We start from the raw sequence: 17984 nt of genomic DNA, 5'->3' as shown, positions 1-17984 counted from the left end.
ATGCCTCGCAAGGGTCCGGCCCCGAAGCGGCCGCTAGTTTCCGATCCCGTTTACGGCTCCCCGTTGGTCACGCAGCTGATCAACAAGGTTCTGGTTGACGGCAAGAAGTCCACCGCTGAGCGCATCGTTTACGGTGCCCTCGAAGGTGCTCGTGCCAAGTCCGGCGGCGACCCCGTTGCCGCCCTCAAGAAGGCCATGGACAACGTCAAGCCTTCCCTCGAGGTGCGTTCACGCCGCGTCGGTGGCGCAACCTACCAGGTTCCGGTTGAGGTCAAGCCGGGTCGCTCCACCGCCCTCGCCCTGCGTTGGCTCGTGGGCTACTCCAAGGCTCGCCGGGAGAAGACCATGACCGAGCGTCTCCAGAACGAAATCCTGGATGCCTCCAATGGTCTTGGTGCCGCTGTGAAGCGTCGCGAAGACACCCACAAGATGGCCGAGTCCAACAAGGCCTTCGCACACTACCGCTGGTAAAAACTTTCCGGACGCCGCCGGCTCACTGAGCCGGCGGCGAACGTGTAGTCCATCCGAAAGGGAGACCCCGTGGCACAGGACGTGCTTACCGACCTCAACAAGGTCCGCAACATCGGCATCATGGCCCACATCGATGCCGGCAAGACCACCACTACCGAGCGCATCCTGTTCTACACGGGTGTGAACCACAAAATCGGCGAAACGCACGACGGCGCTTCGACCACCGACTGGATGGAACAGGAAAAGGAACGCGGCATCACCATCACGTCTGCCGCCGTGACCTGCTTCTGGGACAAGAACCAGATCAACATCATCGACACCCCGGGCCACGTGGACTTCACTGTTGAGGTTGAGCGCTCCTTGCGCGTCCTTGACGGTGCCGTTGCGGTGTTCGACGGCAAGGAAGGCGTGGAGCCGCAGTCCGAGACTGTTTGGCGCCAGGCTGACAAGTACAACGTGCCCCGCATCTGCTTCGTCAACAAGATGGACAAGCTGGGCGCTGACTTCTACTTCACCGTAGACACGATCATCTCCCGCCTTGGTGCCAAGCCGCTCGTTATGCAGCTGCCCATCGGCGCTGAGAACGACTTCGTCGGTGTTGTGGACCTCCTTGAAATGCGCGCCCTGGTTTGGCCTGGCGACGCTAAGGGTGACGTCACCATGGGTGCTTCATACGAAGTGCAGGAAATTCCTGCGGACCTCCAGGCCAAGGCCGAAGAGTACCGCGCGCAGCTCGTTGAGACTGTGGCCGAATCTTCCGAAGAACTCATGGAGAAGTACCTCGAAGGTGAAGAACTCACCCTCGAAGAGATCAAAGCCGGCATCCGCAAGATGACCATCAACTCTGAGCTCTACCCGGTCTTCTGTGGCTCTGCCTTCAAGAACCGTGGCGTACAGCCGATGCTGGACGCCGTCGTCGACTTCCTGCCGAACCCGCTGGACGTCCCGCCGATGATCGGTCACGATCCCCGCGACGAAGAGAAGGAACTGACTCGTAAGCCTTCGGCCGACGAGCCCTTCTCCGCCCTCGCCTTCAAGATCGCGGCACACCCGTTCTTCGGTCAGCTGACCTTCATCCGCGTGTACTCCGGTCACGTCGAAGCCGGCGCCCAGGTGGTCAACTCCACCAAGGGCAAGAAGGAACGCATCGGCAAGCTGTTCCAGATGCACGCCAACAAGGAAATGCCCGTCGAGGGCGCTACCGCTGGCCACATCTACGCAGCTATCGGCCTGAAGGACACCACCACGGGTGACACCCTGTGTGATGCCAACAACCAGATCGTCCTTGAATCGATGAGCTTCCCGGCACCGGTTATCTCCGTTGCCATCGAGCCCAACACCAAGGGTGACCAGGAAAAGCTCTCCACGGCCATCCAGAAGCTCTCCGCTGAGGACCCGACCTTCCAGGTCTCCCTCAACGAAGACACCGGCCAGACCATCATCGCCGGCATGGGCGAGCTCCACTTGGACATCCTGGTGGACCGCATGCGCCGCGAATTCAAGGTCGAGGCAAACGTTGGCAAGCCGCAGGTTGCTTACCGCGAAACGATCAAGCGCACTGTTGAGCGTCTTGACTACACGCACAAGAAGCAGACCGGTGGTTCGGGTCAGTTCGCTAAGATCCAGATCGCCATCGAGCCGATGGACACCAGTGACGGCGAAATGTATGAGTTCGTGAACAAGGTCACTGGTGGCCGCGTTCCGCGCGAATACATTCCTTCGGTCGACGCCGGTATCCAGGATGCGCTGAACGACGGCGTCTTGGCTGGCTACCCGGTTGTCGGCATCAAGGCCACGCTGATTGATGGCGCGTCCCACGATGTTGACTCCTCGGAAATGGCGTTCAAGATCGCCGGCCGTATGGCTTTCAAGGAAGCTGCACGCAAGGCGAACCCTGTTCTGCTTGAACCGCTGATGGATGTTGAGGTCCGCACCCCTGAGGAATACATGGGTGATGTTATCGGTGACCTGAACGCCCGTCGTGGCCAGATGCAGTCCATGGAGGACGCAGCAGGTGTGAAGGTTATCCGTGCACACGTTCCGCTGTCCGGCATGTTCGGCTACATCGGTGACCTTCGGTCCAAGACCCAGGGTCGTGCCGTGTACTCGATGACGTTCAACAGCTACGCTGAGGTCCCCAAGGCAGTAGCCGACGAGATCATCCAGAAGACCCGCGGCGAGTAATCTCCCGGTAACCGATGCAATTCCGGTCCCGGGAAGGCATCTCAGCTCGCGAGGCCGGGTTGTGGCGAGAGCCGCAACCCGCCCCGTGCGCGAACAGGCTCTAGGAACTAAGATTGGTTCCTGAATCTGCAATTTCATCAAAACCAAGCCCCCAAGTAGACTTGCTAAAGTTTCTGCCGCGAAAAGCGCGGCCGAGGAGCACTTCACTTGAAATCGTTCTAGGAGGAACCTGTGGCAAAGGCAAAGTTCGAGCGGACTAAGCCGCACGTCAACATCGGCACCATTGGTCACGTTGACCACGGTAAGACGACGCTGACTGCCGCCATTTCCAAGGTGCTGTACGACCAGTACCCGGACATCAACGAGCAGCGCGACTTCGCGTCGATCGACTCGGCTCCGGAAGAGCGCCAGCGCGGTATTACCATCAACATCTCCCACGTGGAGTACCAGACCGAGAAGCGCCACTACGCACACGTAGACGCCCCGGGTCACGCTGACTACATCAAGAACATGATCACCGGTGCTGCCCAGATGGACGGCGCAATCCTCGTGGTTGCTGCAACCGATGGTCCGATGGCTCAGACCCGTGAGCACGTTCTGCTCGCCCGCCAGGTTGGTGTTCCCTACCTGCTGGTCGCGCTGAACAAGTCCGACATGGTTGATGACGAAGAACTCCTCGACCTCGTCGAAATGGAAGTTCGTGAGCTCCTCAGCTCGCAGGGCTTCGATGGCGATGAGGCTCCGGTAGTTCGCGTTTCCGGTCTGAAGGCTCTGGAAGGCGACCCGGTTTGGGTCAAGTCCGTCCAGGACCTGATGGCAGCTGTCGACGAGTCCGTTCCGGACCCCGTACGTGACCGCGACAAGCCGTTCCTGATGCCGATCGAAGACGTCTTCACCATCACCGGCCGTGGCACCGTTGTAACGGGCCGCGCCGAGCGTGGAACCCTCGCCATCAACTCCGAGGTCGAGATCGTCGGCATCCGCCCGGTCCAGAAGACCACGGTTACCGGTATCGAGATGTTCCACAAGCAGCTCGACGAAGCATGGGCCGGCGAGAACTGTGGCCTCCTGCTCCGCGGTCTGAAGCGCGACGACGTCGAGCGTGGCCAGGTTGTCGTCAAGCCGGGTTCCATCACCCCGCACACCGACTTCGAGGCTAACGTCTACATCCTGTCCAAGGACGAAGGCGGACGTCACAACCCGTTCTACTCCAACTACCGCCCGCAGTTCTACTTCCGTACCACGGACGTAACCGGCGTTATCACCCTGCCGGAAGGCACGGAAATGGTTATGCCTGGCGACAACACTGAGATGACCGTTGCGCTCATCCAGCCGATCGCTATGGAAGAGGGCCTCGGCTTCGCTATCCGCGAAGGCGGCCGCACCGTTGGTTCGGGACGTGTCACCAAGATCATCAAGTAGTTTCCTGCTTGTAGGTCGGTGACCTTCCGGATTTACCGGTAGTTACCTGAAAAGAACCCCATCGCTCCGGCGGTGGGGTTCTTTTTCATGCCTGGGCAGGTGACGCTACCGGAAGAGTGAGCTTTGGTGGTTCCGCGCCTTGGCCAACGAGCGGAACCAGTAGAAGGAGTCTTTGGGGGTTCGAGCCTGTGTGTCGAAATCGACGTGGACCAGGCCGAAACGCTGCGAATAGCCGGCGGCCCATTCGAAGTTGTCGGTGAGGGTCCACACGTAGTAGCCGCGTAAGTCCAAGCCCTCCGCCACGCCACCAGGTCCCGTGGCGGTCAGCGCATGCCCCAGATGCTCTGCCAGGTAGGAGATCCGGTTGGTGTCCTGTATGGGACCTTCCACGTGGGCCGGCTCCGGGAAGCTCGCACCTCCCTCCGTGATGTATACCGGAGGGAGCGCGTCGCCGTAGCGTTCCCGCATTTCCTGCAGCAATATCGACAAATGCTCGGGAGCCACCGGCCAACCGAACCCGGTGGTCTCGTATTCGCTGTACGTGGCCAGGTGAAACGGAATTTTGGCCATTTCGGGAGAGCTTCCAGTGGGGATCTCCGCCGGCCCCGGCCCCGAGGCGACCTTCAAGGGGTAGTAGTAGTTGAGCCCGTAGAAGTCCAGCGGCTGGTGAATGGTGTCCATGTCGCCGTCTTCGACAGTGCTCAGTGATCGAAACCAAGGTTTCATGGGCAGTGGTGGCTTGGGGTACTGACCAAGGAGGACGGCGTCCGCATAGATCCGGTTGAGGATGTGGTCCAGCGCTTGGGCCATGAGCCGGTCCGACAGCTTGTTGGTTGCGGCGCGGACGGGGGAGTGCATGTTCGAAATGCCAATTAGTCCTTTGACGCCCACGCCACGGAGGGCCTGGACTGCTAGCCCATGGCCCAACAATTGGTGGTGGGCGGCGGGAAGCGAGTCGAACAGCAGTTCCCTACCGGGGGCGTGGACCCCCAGCGCATAGCCTTGGAGGGTAACCGAAACGGGCTCGTTCAACGTAACCCATCGATCCACGCGATCCCCATAGCGTTCAGCTGCCGCTTCACAATAAACGGCGAAGCGCTCTGCGGTCTGCCTGTTCATCCACCCGCCGGTCTGCTCCAGTTCCAGCGGCAAGTCCCAGTGGAAGAGGGTGGCCATGGGGGAGATGCCTGCGGCCAGGAGTTTGTCGATGAGGCGATCGTAGAAATCCAAGCCGCGCTGGTTGACGGCGCCGGTCCCCCCGGGCTGTATGCGAGGCCACGATAGCGAGAAGCGGTACGAATCGATGCCTAGTTCCTGCATCAGGGCGATGTCCTCGTCCGCGCGGTTGTAATGGTCGCACGCAACGGCGGGGGAGCCGCCGTCGACAATCACGCCTGGCTTCTCGGAGAAGGCATCCCAGCCGGACGGGCCCCGACCATCGGCGGTCAGCGAACCCTCGATCTGGAATGCGGCTGAGGCCACGCCCAGGACGAACCCTGGCCGGAGGCGCGCGGCAAGATCTTCCACGGAACCTGTATCCTGGACGGTCATTTTCCTATCATGCACAGGGTATCGGTGCCCGGCAATGGTGTCTGGGGCCCCGATTGGCCTTTACGCCATAATTCCGCCATACTGGATAAGTTGTTCAAGCGCTTCTTCGTGTCCCGATCCGGATAATGCCGGATGTCAGGGGCCAAGCCGAAGCCCAAACATAACCCTGAACCCCATGATTGCGGTCGAGTTTGCGTGGAAATCGCGACACGCCCGACCGCGGGGGTCGGTGCGCTGGCAGGTTGAGGAACCCGGATATCCGGATTCAGCTTGTGCGGCGTGTGGTGGCAGAGCCTCAATCGCTTCGGCGGCCACGTCAACAGGTAAGTAAACAGAGCAGCCCTAACTAGAGCAGCACTAGCTGAAAGAGAGTCAGGCGACATGGCGGGACAAAAAATCCGCATCCGGCTGAAGTCATATGACCACGAGGTCATTGATGTTTCAGCGCGGAAGATCGTTGAGACGGTCACGCGCGCAGGCGCAACGGTAGTCGGCCCCGTGCCGCTGCCGACGGAGAAGAACGTGTACTGCGTTATCCGCTCTCCGCACAAGTACAAGGACAGCCGTGAGCACTTCGAAATGCGTACTCACAAGCGACTGATCGACATCATCGACCCCACGCCGAAGGCTGTTGACTCGCTCATGCGTCTCGACCTGCCGGCTGACGTGAACATCGAAATCAAGCTCTAGGGAGGTGCTGAGAGACTATGACCGCAACCCGTAATGTAAAGGGCCTGCTGGGCACGAAGCTCGGCATGACCCAGGTCTGGGACGAGAACAACAAGCTCATCCCGGTAACTGTCGTCCAGGCTGACTCAAACGTCATCACCCAGCTGCGCAACGCAGAGGTTGATGGCTACGTCGCCGTCCAGATCGGCTACGGCCAGATCGACCCCCGCAAGGTCACCAAGCCGCTGGCTGGTCACTTTGAAAAGGCAGGCGTCACGCCTCGCCGCCACGTTGTCGAACTGCGTACCGCAGACGCCGCATCTTACGAGCTGGGCCAGGAGCTTTCTGTTGAGCTCTTCGAAGCCGGCCAGAAGATCGACGTCGTAGGCACCTCCAAGGGCAAGGGCTTCGCCGGTGTTATGAAGCGTCACGGCTTCCACGGCGTTGGTGCTTCCCACGGTGCCCACAAGAACCACCGTAAGCCTGGCTCCATCGGTGGCGCATCCACCCCGAGCCGCGTCTTCAAGGGCCTGAAAATGGCCGGCCGCATGGGCGCCGAGCGTCACACGACGTTGAACCTGACGGTTCACGCTGTTGACGTTGAGAAGTCGCTGCTCCTTATCAAGGGTGCCGTTCCCGGTGCCCGCGGCCAGGTCGTACTCGTACGCACTGCCGTGAAGGGAGCCTAGTTAAATGACTAGCACTGTCAAGGTAGACCTGCCTGCAGAGATCTTCGACGTCCAGACCAACGTGCCCCTGATGCACCAGGTCGTCGTCGCCCAGCTCGCTGCTGCACGCCAGGGTACCCACAAGACGAAGACCCGCGCCGAGGTTTCCGGTGCAGGTCGCAAGCCGTTCAAGCAGAAGGGCACCGGCCGCGCCCGTCAGGGTTCCATCCGTGCTCCTCACATGACCGGCGGTGGCGTTGTCCACGGTCCGACCCCTCGTGACTACAGCCAGCGCACCCCCAAGAAGATGAAGGCTGCTGCACTCCGTGGAGCCCTCTCTGACCGCGCCCGTAACGGCCGCATCCACGTCATCGCTGAACTGGTTACCGGCACCAAGCCGTCAGCCAAGGACGCACTGGCTTCGCTGCGCTCTGTCACAGCGCGCAAGAACCTGCTCGTCGTTATCGAGCGCGCCAACGATGTTGCTGCACTGTCCGTGCGCAACCTCGAAGATGTTCACGTTCTGTACGCAGACCAGTTGAACACCTACGACGTGCTGGTCTCCGACGACGTGGTCTTCACCAAGGCTGCTTTCGAGGCGTTCGTCGCTGACAAGGCAAAGAACGAGGAGGCCTCCAAGTGAGCGTAACCACCATCAAGGACCCGCGCGACGTCGTGCTTGCACCCGTCGTTTCGGAAAAGAGCTACGGTCTGATCGACGAAGGCAAGTACACCTTCCTGGTGGACCCTCGCTCGAACAAGACCGAAATCAAATTGGCCGTCGAGAAGATCTTCTCGGTCAAGGTTGACTCGATCAACACCATCAACCGTGCCGGTAAGCGCAAGCGCACCAAATTCGGCTGGGGACAGCGCAAGAGCACCAAGCGTGCAATTGTCACCCTCAAAGAAGGCACAATCGACATCTTCGGCGGTCCGCTCGCGTAGCGGAGACCACTTTAACGAGGAAATAAATTATGGGAATCCGTAAATACAAGCCGACTACCCCGGGCCGTCGTGGCTCGAGCGTAGCCGACTTTGCTGAAATCACGCGATCGACTCCGGAAAAGTCGTTGCTGCGTCCGCTGCACAAGACTGGCGGCCGTAACAACTCCGGTAAGATCACCACCCGTCACAAGGGTGGTGGGCACAAGCGCCAGTACCGTCTGATCGACTTCCGTCGTCACGACAAAGATGGCATCAATGCCCGCGTTGCCGAAATCGAGTACGACCCGAACCGCACGGCTCGCATCGCACTCCTGCACTACGTTGATGGCACCAAGCGTTACATCATCGCCCCCAACAAGCTGTCCCAGGGTGACTTCGTCGAGGCTGGTCCTGACGCTGACATCAAGCCGGGCAACAACCTGCCGCTGCGCAACATCCCGGTTGGTACCGTAATCCACGCAGTTGAACTGCGTCCGGGCGGCGGCGCCAAGATGGCACGTTCCGCAGGTGCTTCGGTACAGCTCGTTGCCAAGGAAGGCCGCTTCGCCCAGCTGCGTCTGCCCTCCGGTGAAATCCGCAACGTTGACGTGCGCTGCCGCGCAACCGTCGGCGAGGTCGGCAACGCCGAGCAGTCGAACATCAACTGGGGCAAGGCCGGCCGTATGCGCTGGAAGGGCGTTCGCCCGACCGTCCGCGGTGTAGCCATGAACCCGGTTGACCACCCGCACGGTGGTGGTGAAGGTAAGACTTCCGGTGGACGTCACCCGGTTAACCCGAACGGCAAGCCCGAGGGCCGTACCCGCCGTCCGAACAAAGAGAGCGACAAGCTTATTGTTCGTCGCCGCCGTACTGGCAAGAACAAGCGATAGGAGCCTGGACACATGCCACGCAGCCTGAAAAAAGGTCCTTTCGTTGACCAGCACCTCTTTGTGAAGGTCGCACGGGAAAACGATAAGGGCACCAAGAACGTCATCAAGACCTGGTCCCGCCGTTCGATGATCATCCCCGACATGCTCGGGCACACGATCGCCGTACACGACGGACGCAAGCACATCCCGGTGTTTGTCACTGAGTCGATGGTCGGGCACAAGCTCGGCGAATTCGCTCCCACGCGGACATTCCGCGGCCATGTTAAGGACGACCGTAAGGGCAAGCGCCGCTAGGCGCCTGACTTTACGTCTTAGACGAGAGAAGGAAAGCAATGGAAGCCAAGGCTATTGCGCGTCACATCCGCGTAACGCCTATGAAGGCCCGGCGCGTCGTCAACCTTGTTCGTGGTAAGCAAGCGAATGAGGCTCTGGCAATTCTGAAGTTTGCCCCCCAGGCAGCTTCGGAGCCGGTATTCAAGGTACTTCAGTCGGCAATGGCCAACGCACGCGTCCTCGCGGACCGTGACGGCGTTGCATTCGACGACAGCGACCTGTTCATCAGCGAAGCATTCGTTGATGAAGGCCCGACCATGAAGCGGTTCCAGCCGCGTGCCCAAGGCCGCGCCTACCGCATTAGGAAGCGGACCAGCCACATCACCGTGGTCGTCGCAACCCCGGAGAAAGAGGAGGCTCGCTAAGTGGGACAGAAAGTAAACCCGCACGGGTTCCGACTCGGCATCACCACCGACCACGTTTCGCACTGGTTCGCTGACAGCACCAAGCCCGGACAGCGCTACAAGGACTTCGTCCGTGAGGACATCAAGATCCGTCAGCTCATGTCCACCGGCATGGAGCGCGCCGGCATCGCCAAGGTCGAGATCGAGCGCACCCGCGACCGTGTCCGTGTGGATATCCACACTGCACGCCCGGGTATCGTCATCGGCCGCCGCGGCGCCGAAGCAGACCGCATCCGCGGCGAGCTCGAAAAGCTCACGGGCAAGCAGGTCCAGCTGAACATCCTCGAGGTCAAGAACCCCGAGATGGAAGCACAGCTTGTTGCCCAGGGCATCGCTGAGCAGCTGACTTCCCGCGTGGCTTTCCGCCGCGCAATGAAGAAGGCAATGCAGTCCGCACAGCGTGCGGGTGCCAAGGGCATCCGTGTTGCTTGCTCGGGCCGTCTGGGTGGCGCAGAAATGTCCCGCTCGGAGTTCTACCGTGAAGGCCGTGTGCCCCTGCACACCCTCCGCGCGAACATCGACTACGGCTTCTACGAAGCCAAGACCACCTTCGGCCGTATCGGTGTGAAGGTTTGGATCTACAAGGGTGACGTAACCGCCAAGGAACTGGCTCAGCAGGCAGCTGCTGCTCCTTCCCGTGGCCGTGCAGGAGAGCGCCCGGGCCGCCCGGGTGGCGACCGTCGTCGTCGTAACGACCGTCCGGCAGCTGAGGCAGCACCTGCTGCCGTTGAAGCACCGGCCGCTGAAGCCGCTACCGCAGGTTCGGCTCAGGCAGCAGAAGGAGGACAGGCTTAAATGCTTATCCCACGTCGAGTCAAGCACCGTAAGCAGCACCACCCGGGTCGTTCCGGCGCTGCTACGGGCGGCACCAAGGTCAGCTTCGGTGAGTACGGTATCCAGGCCCTCAGCCCGGCATACGTAACCAACCGTCAGATCGAGTCCGCTCGTATCGCGATGACCCGCCACATCAAGCGTGGCGGTAAGGTCTGGATCAACATTTACCCGGACCGTCCGCTGACGAAGAAGCCTGCTGAAACCCGTATGGGTTCCGGTAAGGGTTCTCCGGAATGGTGGGTCGCAAACGTCAAGCCGGGCCGGGTTCTCTTTGAACTCTCCGGTGTCAATGAAGAGGTAGCTCGCGAGGCACTGCGCCTGGCAATCCACAAGCTGCCGTTGAAGGCACGCATTGTGCGTCGCGAAGGTGGTGAATAGAAATGGCAGTAGGGTCGAAGGATCTCGCACCCGCACAGCTGGACGGTTTCGACAACGAGCGTCTCGTTGAAGAACTCCGCAAGTCCAAGGAAGAGCTGTTCAACCTGCGTTTCCAGTCCGCCACCGGACAGCTGGAAAACCACGGTCGTTTGCGCGCGGTAAAGAAGGACATCGCACGCATCTACACCGTTCTTCGTGAGCGCGAGCTGGGCATTCGTGCCGAGGTTGCCGCACCGGTTGTGGAAGCCAAGGAAGAAAAGAAGTCCAAGAAGGCTGCCAAGGCTGAACCAGCCGAGGTTGAAGCCGGAGAGGACGCCAAGTGAGCGAGAAGGAAACTGTGACGGAAGCAGCAGCCAGCGCTGAACAGCGCGGTTACCGTAAGACGCGTCGCGGCTACGTAGTCTCTGACAAGATGGAAAAGACCATCGTTGTTCAGGTTGAAGACCGCGTGAAGCACGCTCTGTACGGCAAGGTTATTCGCCGCACCTCGAAGGTCAAGGCTCACGACGAAGAGAACATCGCCGGCGTCGGCGACCTCGTTCTCATCTCTGAGACCCGCCCGCTGTCCGCTACCAAGCGGTGGCGTCTGGTGGAGATCCTCGAAAAGGCCAAGTAAATCCAGCGCTGGGTTTACCCGGCACGGATTCACTGGAAAGGCCCGCGTTCCCTACGGAACGCGGGCCTTTCCGCGTTCCCGGCCGTTTCGGTTCATAGGCCAAAACGTGCTAGGATATTGAGTTTGTATGGCGCCACATGTGCGTCGTCCACTACCTCGTAAACAATCGTGCCACTGCATACTGCCCCGCGCAGAGTTTTCTGCAAGGGAAGCTGATGCTTGTGGCACGGGCGTTTAGGCCTGGTCTGGCAAAATCCAGCCAGGTCAAGAGACACCCCGATCAACCGTTCCGCAAGGCTCATTCCGTAGGCATGATTTCGGTCTGAGAACCCGCGCGACGCAAGGAGTAAAAATTGATTCAGCAGGAGTCGCGACTCAAGGTCGCCGACAACACGGGTGCTAAGGAAATCCTTACCATTCGCGTTCTCGGTGGATCCGGTCGTCGCTACGCAGGCATTGGCGACGTCATCGTCGCTACCGTCAAGGACGCTATTCCCGGCGGAAACGTAAAGAAGGGCGACGTCGTCAAGGCGGTCATCGTCCGTACCAAGAAGGAACGCCGTCGTATCGACGGTTCCTACATCAAGTTCGACGAGAACGCAGCTGTGATCCTGAAGAACGACGGTGACCCCCGCGGTACCCGTATCTTCGGCCCGGTTGGTCGTGAACTTCGCGACAAGAAGTTCATGAAGATCGTTTCGCTGGCCCCGGAGGTGCTTTAGTCCATGGCTAAGATCAAGAAGGGTGACCTGGTTCAGGTCATCACCGGCGCCAAGCAGGAACGCGGCGGCGACCGCGGCAAGCAGGGCAAGGTCCTGCGCGTATTCCCGTCCACCAACCGCGTGCTGGTAGAGGGAATCAACCGCGTCACCAAGCACACCAAGGTCGGTCAGTCGCAGCGCGGCACCAAGACCGGTGGCATCGAGGTTGTAGAGGCCCCGATCCACGTTTCCAACGTTGCTTTGGTGGACCCGTCGACCAAGAAGCCGACCCGTGTTGGTTTCCGTCTCGACACCGTTGAGAAGGATGGCGCTACCAAGACCGTCCGTATCCGCGTGTCCAAGGCCACCGGGAAGGACATCTGATGAGTGAGACATTGTCTGAGAACACCGTCGAAACCAAGATCGTTCCTCGTCTGAAGACGAAGTACGCAGAGACCATCAAAAAGTCCCTGCAGGACGAATTCAACTACGCGAACGTGAACCAGGTTCCCCGCCTCGTCAAGGTTGTCGTGAACATGGGTGTTGGAGATGCCGCTAAGGACTCCAAGCTGATCGACGGCGCTGTCCGCGACCTCACCCTGATCACCGGCCAGAAGCCGCAGGTTACCAAGGCCCGCAAGTCAATCGCACAGTTCAAGCTGCGCGAAGGCATGCCCATTGGCGCACACGCTACCCTCCGTGGCGACCGCATGTGGGAATTCGTGGATCGTCTGGTCTCCCTCGCACTGCCCCGTATCCGCGACTTCCGCGGCCTCAACGGCAAGCAGTTCGATGGCAACGGCAACTACACCTTCGGTTTGACCGAGCAGGTTATGTTCCACGAAATCGACCAGGATTCCATTGACCGCGTTCGCGGTATGGACATCACGGTTGTCACCACTGCCAAGACCGACGACGAAGGCCGCGCGCTGCTCAAGGCGCTTGGTTTCCCGTTCAAGACCGAAAACTAACTACGTAAAAGGTCCGCAGCGCCAACTCCTCGGAGCAAGCGCTACGGAAACCGGTACGAGGAAGGGCTATAGCCCAAATGACTATGACAGATCCTGTCGCAGACATGCTCACGCGTCTGCGCAATGCAAACTCGGCATACCACGACTCCGTGTCCATGCCGTACAGCAAACTGAAGGCACGCGTTGCTGACATCCTGAAAGCAGAAGGCTACATTGCCGGCTGGAAGGAAGAAGACGCCGAGGTTGGCAAGAAGCTGACCCTCGACCTGAAGTTCGGTCCGAACCGCGAGCGTTCCATCGCTGGCGTCCGCCGCATCTCCAAGCCCGGCCTGCGCGTCTACGCGAAGTCCACTAACCTGCCTCACGTTCTCGGTGGCCTGGGTATCGCAATCCTGTCCACCTCTTCCGGCCTCTTGACTGACAAGCAGGCCGGCAAGAAGGGCGTGGGCGGCGAAGTCCTCGCGTACGTCTGGTAACGGGAAAGGAAGAGAATAATGTCACGTATTGGACGTCTCCCCATCACCGTTCCTGCCGGAGTTGAGGTCAAGCTCGATGGCTCCGTCATCAGCGTCAAGGGTTCCAAAGGCGAGCTGAGCCACACTGTGGCCAGCCCGATCGAGGTTGCCCTGGAAGAGAACACGCTCACGGTCACCCGCCCGAACGACGAGCGCGCTTCGCGTTCGCTGCACGGCCTGACCCGCACCCTGATCGCCAACATGATCCAGGGCGTTACCGAGGGCTACGAGAAGAAGCTTGAAATTGTCGGTACCGGTTACCGCGTTCAGGCCAAGGGTTCTGACCTGGAGTTCGCTCTGGGCTACAGCCACCCGGTTAACGTCTCTGCACCCGAAGGCATCACCTTCGTAGTAGAGGGTCCGACCAAGCTCTCTGTTGCGGGTATCAATAAGCAGCAGGTCGGCGAGGTTGCTGCCAACATTCGCAAGCTGCGCAAGCCCGACCCCTACAAGGGCAAGGGTGTCCGTTACGCCGGCGAAGTCATCCGCCGCAAGGTCGGAAAGGCTGGTAAGTAAACCATGGCCATCGCAATTAACAAGAAGCGTTCGAACAAGAGCAAGTCTGCTGCACGCAGCCGTCGCCAGCTTCGTATCCGCAAGCGCATCAGCGGAACGGCTGTACGTCCTCGTCTGGTCGTCAACCGCTCGGCACGCCACGTATTCGTCCAGGTTGTCGATGACAGCAAGGGTGTAACCGTGGCTTCGGCTTCCACTTTGGAAGCTGACCTCCGCGCATTCGACGGAGACAAGACTGCCAAGGCCAAGCGCGTTGGTGAGCTCGTTGCCGGGCGTGCCAAGGCCGCAGGCGTCGAAGCTGTCGTCTTCGACCGTGGCGGTAACAAGTACCATGGCCGCATCGCCGCCGTTGCTGACGGTGCTCGCGAAGGTGGGCTGGCACTGTGACCGTTGAAAATAACGAAAAGGACATTCAGGTGACTGAAGCTGTAGCTGCTGAAGCAACTGAGACCGCGACGGCACCCGCTGCCGATGACCGCCGCGGCGGACGTCGTGGCGAGCGTGGCGACCGTGGCCAGGGCCGTGGCGACCGTGGTGGCCGTGGTGGCCGCGACGGTGGACGCGAAGCCGAGAAGAGCCAGTTCGTAGAGCGCGTTGTCACCATCAACCGTGTTGCCAAGGTCGTCAAGGGTGGTCGTCGCTTCAGCTTCACCGCCCTCGTCGTCGTCGGTGACGGCAACGGTATGGTCGGCGTTGGCTACGGCAAGGCCAAGGAAGTTCCCGCTGCTATCGCAAAGGGCGTCGAAGAGGCCAAGAAGTCCTTCTTCCGCGTTCCCCGCGTTGGCAGCACCATCCCGCACCGCGTGCAGGGTGAGGCTGCTGCAGGCGTTGTCCTGCTGCGTCCGGCTTCCGCCGGTACCGGTGTTATCGCCGGTGGTCCGGTCCGCGCGGTATTGGAGTGCGTCGGTATTCACGACATCCTCTCCAAGTCGCTCGGTTCCTCCAACGCGATCAACATCGTTCACGCGACTGTTGCCGCTCTGAAGCAGCTCGAAGAGCCCGCTTCCGTGGCTGCCCGCCGTGGCCTGCCGCTGGACGAGGTTGCTCCTGCTGCTCTGGTGCGCGCGCTCCAGAACCAGAAGGCAGGTGTTTAGTCATGGCTAAGAACCTGACTCCCTCCGACGCCAAGTTGGAGATCACCCAGATCAAGGGCGTCATCGGCGCCAAGCAGAACCAGAAGGCAACCCTTCGGTCACTGGGCCTCAGGCGCATCGGACACACCGTTGTCCGCAACGCTGATGCCGTGACTGTTGGAATGCTGAACACGGTTCCGCACCTCGTGAATGTAGAGGAGGCGAAGTAATGGCAGAGAACAAGACGGCCGCAGAGGCTGCTGAGAAGCAGAACACTCTGAAGGTCCACCACCTGCGTCCCGCCCCGGGTGCCAAGACCGCCAAGACCCGTGTTGGTCGTGGTGAAGGCTCCAAGGGTAAGACCGCTGGTCGCGGTACCAAGGGTACGAAGGCCCGCTACCAGGTAAAGGCTGGCTTTGCCGGCGGCCAGCTGCCGCTGCACATGCGCCTCCCGAAGCTGCGCGGCTTCAAGAACCCGTTCCGGGTTGAGTTCCAGGTTGTAAACCTGGAGAGGCTCAACGAGTTGTTCCCGGAAGGTGGCACTGTCACCGTGGAGTCCCTGGTTGAAAAGGGTGCGGTTCGCAAGAACCAGCCCGTTAAGGTGCTGGGCACCGGCGACATCACCGTCAAGGTTGACGTCACCGCCCACGCTTTCTCTTCCAGCGCTTCGGAAAAGATCGCCGCAGCTGGCGGAAGCACCACTGCTCTCTAGGAGCTAGTGGGGTGAACACCCGCTGTGAAAAGAATCCCGGTATGCGGGGCTTCGGCCCCGTATGCCGGGATTTTTTTGCGTGGCTGTGGACTCTCGATTATTGCGACGGCGTCACAAGCGGTTAGACTCGGTTGTTGGGTTTCATTGAGCCCATCCACACCCTTGTACTTTCTACTCAGGAGGACGCTTGCTAAGCGCATTCGGCCGGGCGTTTCGGACGCCTGATTTGCGACGCAAGTTGTTGTTCACGCTGGCAATCATCACAATCTTCCGCTTGGGAGCTTTCATCCCCTCGCCTGGTGTGAACTACCAGAATGTCCAGCAATGCTTGAACACCGGTGACACCTCGCAGGGCATCTACCAGCTGGTGAACTTGTTCAGCGGCGGCGCGTTGCTGCAGGTCTCGATCTTCGCTCTGGGGATCATGCCTTACATTACGGCGAGCATTATCGTGCAGCTGCTCCGGGTGGTCATTCCCCGGTTCCAGCAGCTGTATGAGGAAGGGGCCTCGGGCCAGTCAAAGCTGACGCAGTACACCCGCTACCTCACCATCGCCTTGGGCCTCTTGAACGCGACCACCTTGGTCTCCCTGGCACGGTCCGGCCAGTTGCTGCCGGGCTGTAACCTGCACATCATTCCCGATGACAGCATCATCACCACGATCCTCATCATCATCACACTGACGGCCGGTACGGGCTTGATCATGTGGATGGGTGAACTGGTCACCGAAAAGGGTGTGGGCAACGGCATGTCGCTGCTCATCTTCACTTCCATCGCAGCTGGGTTCCCGCGTTCGCTAGGTGCCATTTGGGAGTCCAAGGGCCCCGGTACCTTCTTCCTGGTGTTGGCCATTGGTTTGCTCACCGTGGCGCTCGTGGTCTTCGTGGAGCAGTCGCAGCGCCGCGTTCCGGTCCAGTACGCCAAGCGCATGATCGGGCGACGCACTGTCGGCGGCACCAGCACCTACATTCCCATCAAGGTGAACATGGCCGGCGTCGTGCCTGTCATCTTTGCTTCCTCCATGCTTTACCTGCCCGGACTGATTTCGCAGTTCAACCAGCCGAAGGCAGGGGAGCCGATGGCTCCATGGGTCGAGTGGATCAACAACAACCTCACCCGTGGCGACCACCCCATCTACATGGCGTTGTACTTCCTCATGATCGTGTTCTTCACCTACTTCTACGTGGCGATCACCTTCAACCCTGAAGAAGTCTCGGACAACATGAAGAAGTACGGTGGCTTCATTCCGGGCATCCGGGCGGGTAAACCGACCGCGGACTACCTGCAGTACGTGCTTTCGCGAATCACTTTGCCAGGAGCCCTGTACCTGGGCTTCGTGGCGCTGATCCCGCTGGTCGCACTCGTCCTGATCAATGCCAACCAGAACTTCCCCTTCGGTGGCACCTCAATCCTGATCATGGTGGGAGTTGGCCTGGAGACCGTCAAGCAGATTGATGCGCAGCTACAACAACGTCACTACGAAGGGCTTTTGCGATGACGAGAATGCTGATCATAGGACCTCCCGGTTCGGGGAAAGGTACGCAGGCTGAACGGATTTCCGAGCGGCTCGGCGTCGTTGCCATCTCAACGGGCGACATCTTCCGCGCCAACGTCAAGGGTGAAACTCCCTTGGGCATCGAAGCGAAGAAGTACATGGACGCCGGCGACTTCGTTCCGGACAGCGTCACGAACGACATGGTTCGCGACCGGCTGAGCCAGCCCGACGCCGAGAATGGCTTCCTGCTGGACGGTTACCCGCGCACCACCGCGCAGGTGGACTACCTGGACCAGATCCTCGCAGACGGCCAGCAGGAGCTCGACGTCGTGCTCCAGCTGACTGCCGACGACGAGGAACTGGTAGCCCGGCTGTTGGGCCGTGCGAAGGAAACTGGCCGTTCGGATGACAACGAGGCTGTTATCCGGCATCGCCTGGACCTTTACCACGGTCAGACTGAAGCGGTCGTGGCAAAGTATGCCGAGCGCGGAATTCTCACCAAGGTCGATGGCATCGGCGGTATCGATGAAGTTACCGAGCGCGTCCTCACAGCCATTGAGTCGGCCAAAGCAGTCTAAGTAGCTCCCCGCCGTCGGCCTTGGCCACGGAGGAAAAGGGCGTGCTTTGCACTAACCGTGCAGGGCACGCCCTTCCTTA

General features: G+C 60.3%; 26 protein-coding genes. 25 read left to right on the top strand and 1 reads right to left on the bottom strand.

All coding sequences use genetic code 11. From position 1 onward, the window contains the following. From rpsG to tuf, 3 genes are all read left to right on the top strand, one after another. Positions 1-471 carry a 30S ribosomal protein S7 gene (rpsG, locus tag QRN42_RS09910; protein ID WP_003803829.1) on the top strand — a complete coding sequence of 157 codons (471 nt, stop codon included), beginning with the start codon at positions 1-3 and terminating at the stop codon, positions 469-471. 69 nt (positions 472-540) lie between these two features. After that, complete coding sequence (fusA, locus tag QRN42_RS09905; RefSeq protein WP_284979026.1) at positions 541-2655, top strand: elongation factor G; 2115 nt, start codon at positions 541-543, stop codon at positions 2653-2655. 231 nt (positions 2656-2886) lie between these two features. After that, the gene (tuf, locus tag QRN42_RS09900; RefSeq protein ID WP_284976364.1) at positions 2887-4077 is read left to right on the top strand and encodes an elongation factor Tu; all 1191 of its coding nucleotides are present in this window, start codon (positions 2887-2889) and stop codon (positions 4075-4077) included. 105 nt (positions 4078-4182) lie between these two features. Here the strand turns inward: tuf and QRN42_RS09895 are convergent, their stop codons facing one another. Next, positions 4183-5628 carry a GH1 family beta-glucosidase gene (locus tag QRN42_RS09895; protein ID WP_284979025.1) on the bottom strand — a complete coding sequence of 482 codons (1446 nt, stop codon included), beginning with the start codon at positions 5626-5628 and terminating at the stop codon, positions 4183-4185. 381 nt (positions 5629-6009) lie between these two features. Between QRN42_RS09895 and rpsJ the strand changes: the two genes are divergently transcribed. The 22 genes from rpsJ to QRN42_RS09785 all read left to right on the top strand — a co-directional run bounded on the left by rpsJ (position 6010) and on the right by QRN42_RS09785 (position 17905). Continuing rightward, positions 6010-6318, top strand: coding sequence for a 30S ribosomal protein S10 (rpsJ, locus tag QRN42_RS09890; protein WP_003803825.1), 309 nt, complete (start codon positions 6010-6012; stop codon positions 6316-6318). 17 nt (positions 6319-6335) lie between these two features. Beyond that, positions 6336-6986: a 50S ribosomal protein L3 gene (gene rplC, locus QRN42_RS09885; protein WP_258438093.1), complete on the top strand. Its 651-nt coding sequence runs from the start codon at positions 6336-6338 to the stop codon at positions 6984-6986. 4 nt (positions 6987-6990) lie between these two features. Continuing rightward, positions 6991-7608, top strand: coding sequence for a 50S ribosomal protein L4 (gene rplD / locus QRN42_RS09880; RefSeq protein ID WP_284976366.1), 618 nt, complete (start codon positions 6991-6993; stop codon positions 7606-7608). Next, positions 7605-7910, top strand: a complete 306-nt coding sequence (gene rplW, locus QRN42_RS09875; protein WP_011775593.1) for a 50S ribosomal protein L23 — start codon at positions 7605-7607, stop codon at positions 7908-7910. Before rplD ends, rplW begins: the two co-directional genes overlap by 4 nt. Before the next feature lie 29 nt (positions 7911-7939). Further along, entirely contained in the window at positions 7940-8779 is an 840-nt protein-coding gene (rplB, locus tag QRN42_RS09870) for a 50S ribosomal protein L2 (RefSeq protein ID WP_011775592.1), read from the top strand. 12 nt (positions 8780-8791) lie between these two features. Further along, positions 8792-9073, top strand: a complete 282-nt coding sequence (gene rpsS, locus QRN42_RS09865) for a 30S ribosomal protein S19 (RefSeq protein WP_011775591.1) — start codon at positions 8792-8794, stop codon at positions 9071-9073. Positions 9074-9111: 38 nt separating this feature from the next. Continuing rightward, positions 9112-9477, top strand: a complete 366-nt coding sequence (gene rplV, locus QRN42_RS09860; protein WP_090817766.1) for a 50S ribosomal protein L22 — start codon at positions 9112-9114, stop codon at positions 9475-9477. Then, on the top strand, positions 9478-10311 hold the full coding sequence (gene rpsC / locus QRN42_RS09855; RefSeq protein WP_284976367.1) for a 30S ribosomal protein S3: 834 nt from the start codon (positions 9478-9480) through the stop codon (positions 10309-10311). Next, positions 10312-10728 carry a 50S ribosomal protein L16 gene (gene rplP / locus QRN42_RS09850; protein WP_003803795.1) on the top strand — a complete coding sequence of 139 codons (417 nt, stop codon included), beginning with the start codon at positions 10312-10314 and terminating at the stop codon, positions 10726-10728. 2 nt (positions 10729-10730) lie between these two features. Next, on the top strand, positions 10731-11051 hold the full coding sequence (gene rpmC / locus QRN42_RS09845) for a 50S ribosomal protein L29 (RefSeq protein ID WP_284976368.1): 321 nt from the start codon (positions 10731-10733) through the stop codon (positions 11049-11051). Continuing rightward, a complete protein-coding gene (rpsQ, locus tag QRN42_RS09840; protein WP_284976369.1) occupies positions 11048-11344 on the top strand; it encodes a 30S ribosomal protein S17 in 297 nt (98 codons plus the stop codon). The genes rpmC and rpsQ overlap by 4 nt, the downstream gene beginning before the upstream one ends. A 353-nt stretch (positions 11345-11697) precedes the next feature. Beyond that, positions 11698-12066 carry a 50S ribosomal protein L14 gene (gene rplN, locus QRN42_RS09835; protein WP_284976370.1) on the top strand — a complete coding sequence of 123 codons (369 nt, stop codon included), beginning with the start codon at positions 11698-11700 and terminating at the stop codon, positions 12064-12066. Positions 12067-12069: 3 nt separating this feature from the next. Then, a complete protein-coding gene (gene rplX / locus QRN42_RS09830) occupies positions 12070-12429 on the top strand; it encodes a 50S ribosomal protein L24 (RefSeq protein WP_284976371.1) in 360 nt (119 codons plus the stop codon). Continuing rightward, complete coding sequence (gene rplE / locus QRN42_RS09825) at positions 12429-13016, top strand: 50S ribosomal protein L5 (protein ID WP_284976372.1); 588 nt, start codon at positions 12429-12431, stop codon at positions 13014-13016. The genes rplX and rplE overlap by 1 nt, the downstream gene beginning before the upstream one ends. 77 nt (positions 13017-13093) lie before the next feature. Continuing rightward, entirely contained in the window at positions 13094-13492 is a 399-nt protein-coding gene (gene rpsH / locus QRN42_RS09820; RefSeq protein WP_284976373.1) for a 30S ribosomal protein S8, read from the top strand. An 18-nt stretch (positions 13493-13510) separates the two neighbouring features. Beyond that, positions 13511-14047, top strand: coding sequence for a 50S ribosomal protein L6 (gene rplF, locus QRN42_RS09815; RefSeq protein WP_284976374.1), 537 nt, complete (start codon positions 13511-13513; stop codon positions 14045-14047). Between the two features lie 3 nt (positions 14048-14050). Beyond that, complete coding sequence (gene rplR / locus QRN42_RS09810; protein ID WP_284976375.1) at positions 14051-14434, top strand: 50S ribosomal protein L18; 384 nt, start codon at positions 14051-14053, stop codon at positions 14432-14434. 29 nt (positions 14435-14463) lie between these two features. Continuing rightward, the gene (gene rpsE, locus QRN42_RS09805; RefSeq protein WP_284976376.1) at positions 14464-15141 is read left to right on the top strand and encodes a 30S ribosomal protein S5; all 678 of its coding nucleotides are present in this window, start codon (positions 14464-14466) and stop codon (positions 15139-15141) included. A gap of 2 nt (positions 15142-15143) precedes the next feature. Next, positions 15144-15350 (top strand): 50S ribosomal protein L30, encoded by a 207-nt coding sequence (gene rpmD, locus QRN42_RS09800; protein ID WP_284976377.1) that lies wholly within the window; start codon positions 15144-15146, stop codon positions 15348-15350. Next, a complete protein-coding gene (gene rplO / locus QRN42_RS09795) occupies positions 15350-15832 on the top strand; it encodes a 50S ribosomal protein L15 (RefSeq protein WP_284979024.1) in 483 nt (160 codons plus the stop codon). Before rpmD ends, rplO begins: the two co-directional genes overlap by 1 nt. A gap of 187 nt (positions 15833-16019) precedes the next feature. Beyond that, a complete protein-coding gene (secY, locus tag QRN42_RS09790) occupies positions 16020-17330 on the top strand; it encodes a preprotein translocase subunit SecY (RefSeq protein WP_284976379.1) in 1311 nt (436 codons plus the stop codon). A gap of 5 nt (positions 17331-17335) precedes the next feature. After that, a complete protein-coding gene (locus QRN42_RS09785) occupies positions 17336-17905 on the top strand; it encodes an adenylate kinase (RefSeq protein ID WP_284976446.1) in 570 nt (189 codons plus the stop codon). The last annotated feature ends 79 nt before the right edge of the window (positions 17906-17984 follow it).

The organism is Arthrobacter sp. fls2-241-R2A-200, assembly GCF_030209745.1.
Taxonomy (GTDB): Bacteria; Actinomycetota; Actinomycetes; order Actinomycetales; family Micrococcaceae; genus Arthrobacter.
The sequence above is the reverse complement of the archived record's forward strand: the minus strand, read 5'-3'. Positions and strand labels throughout refer to the sequence as shown.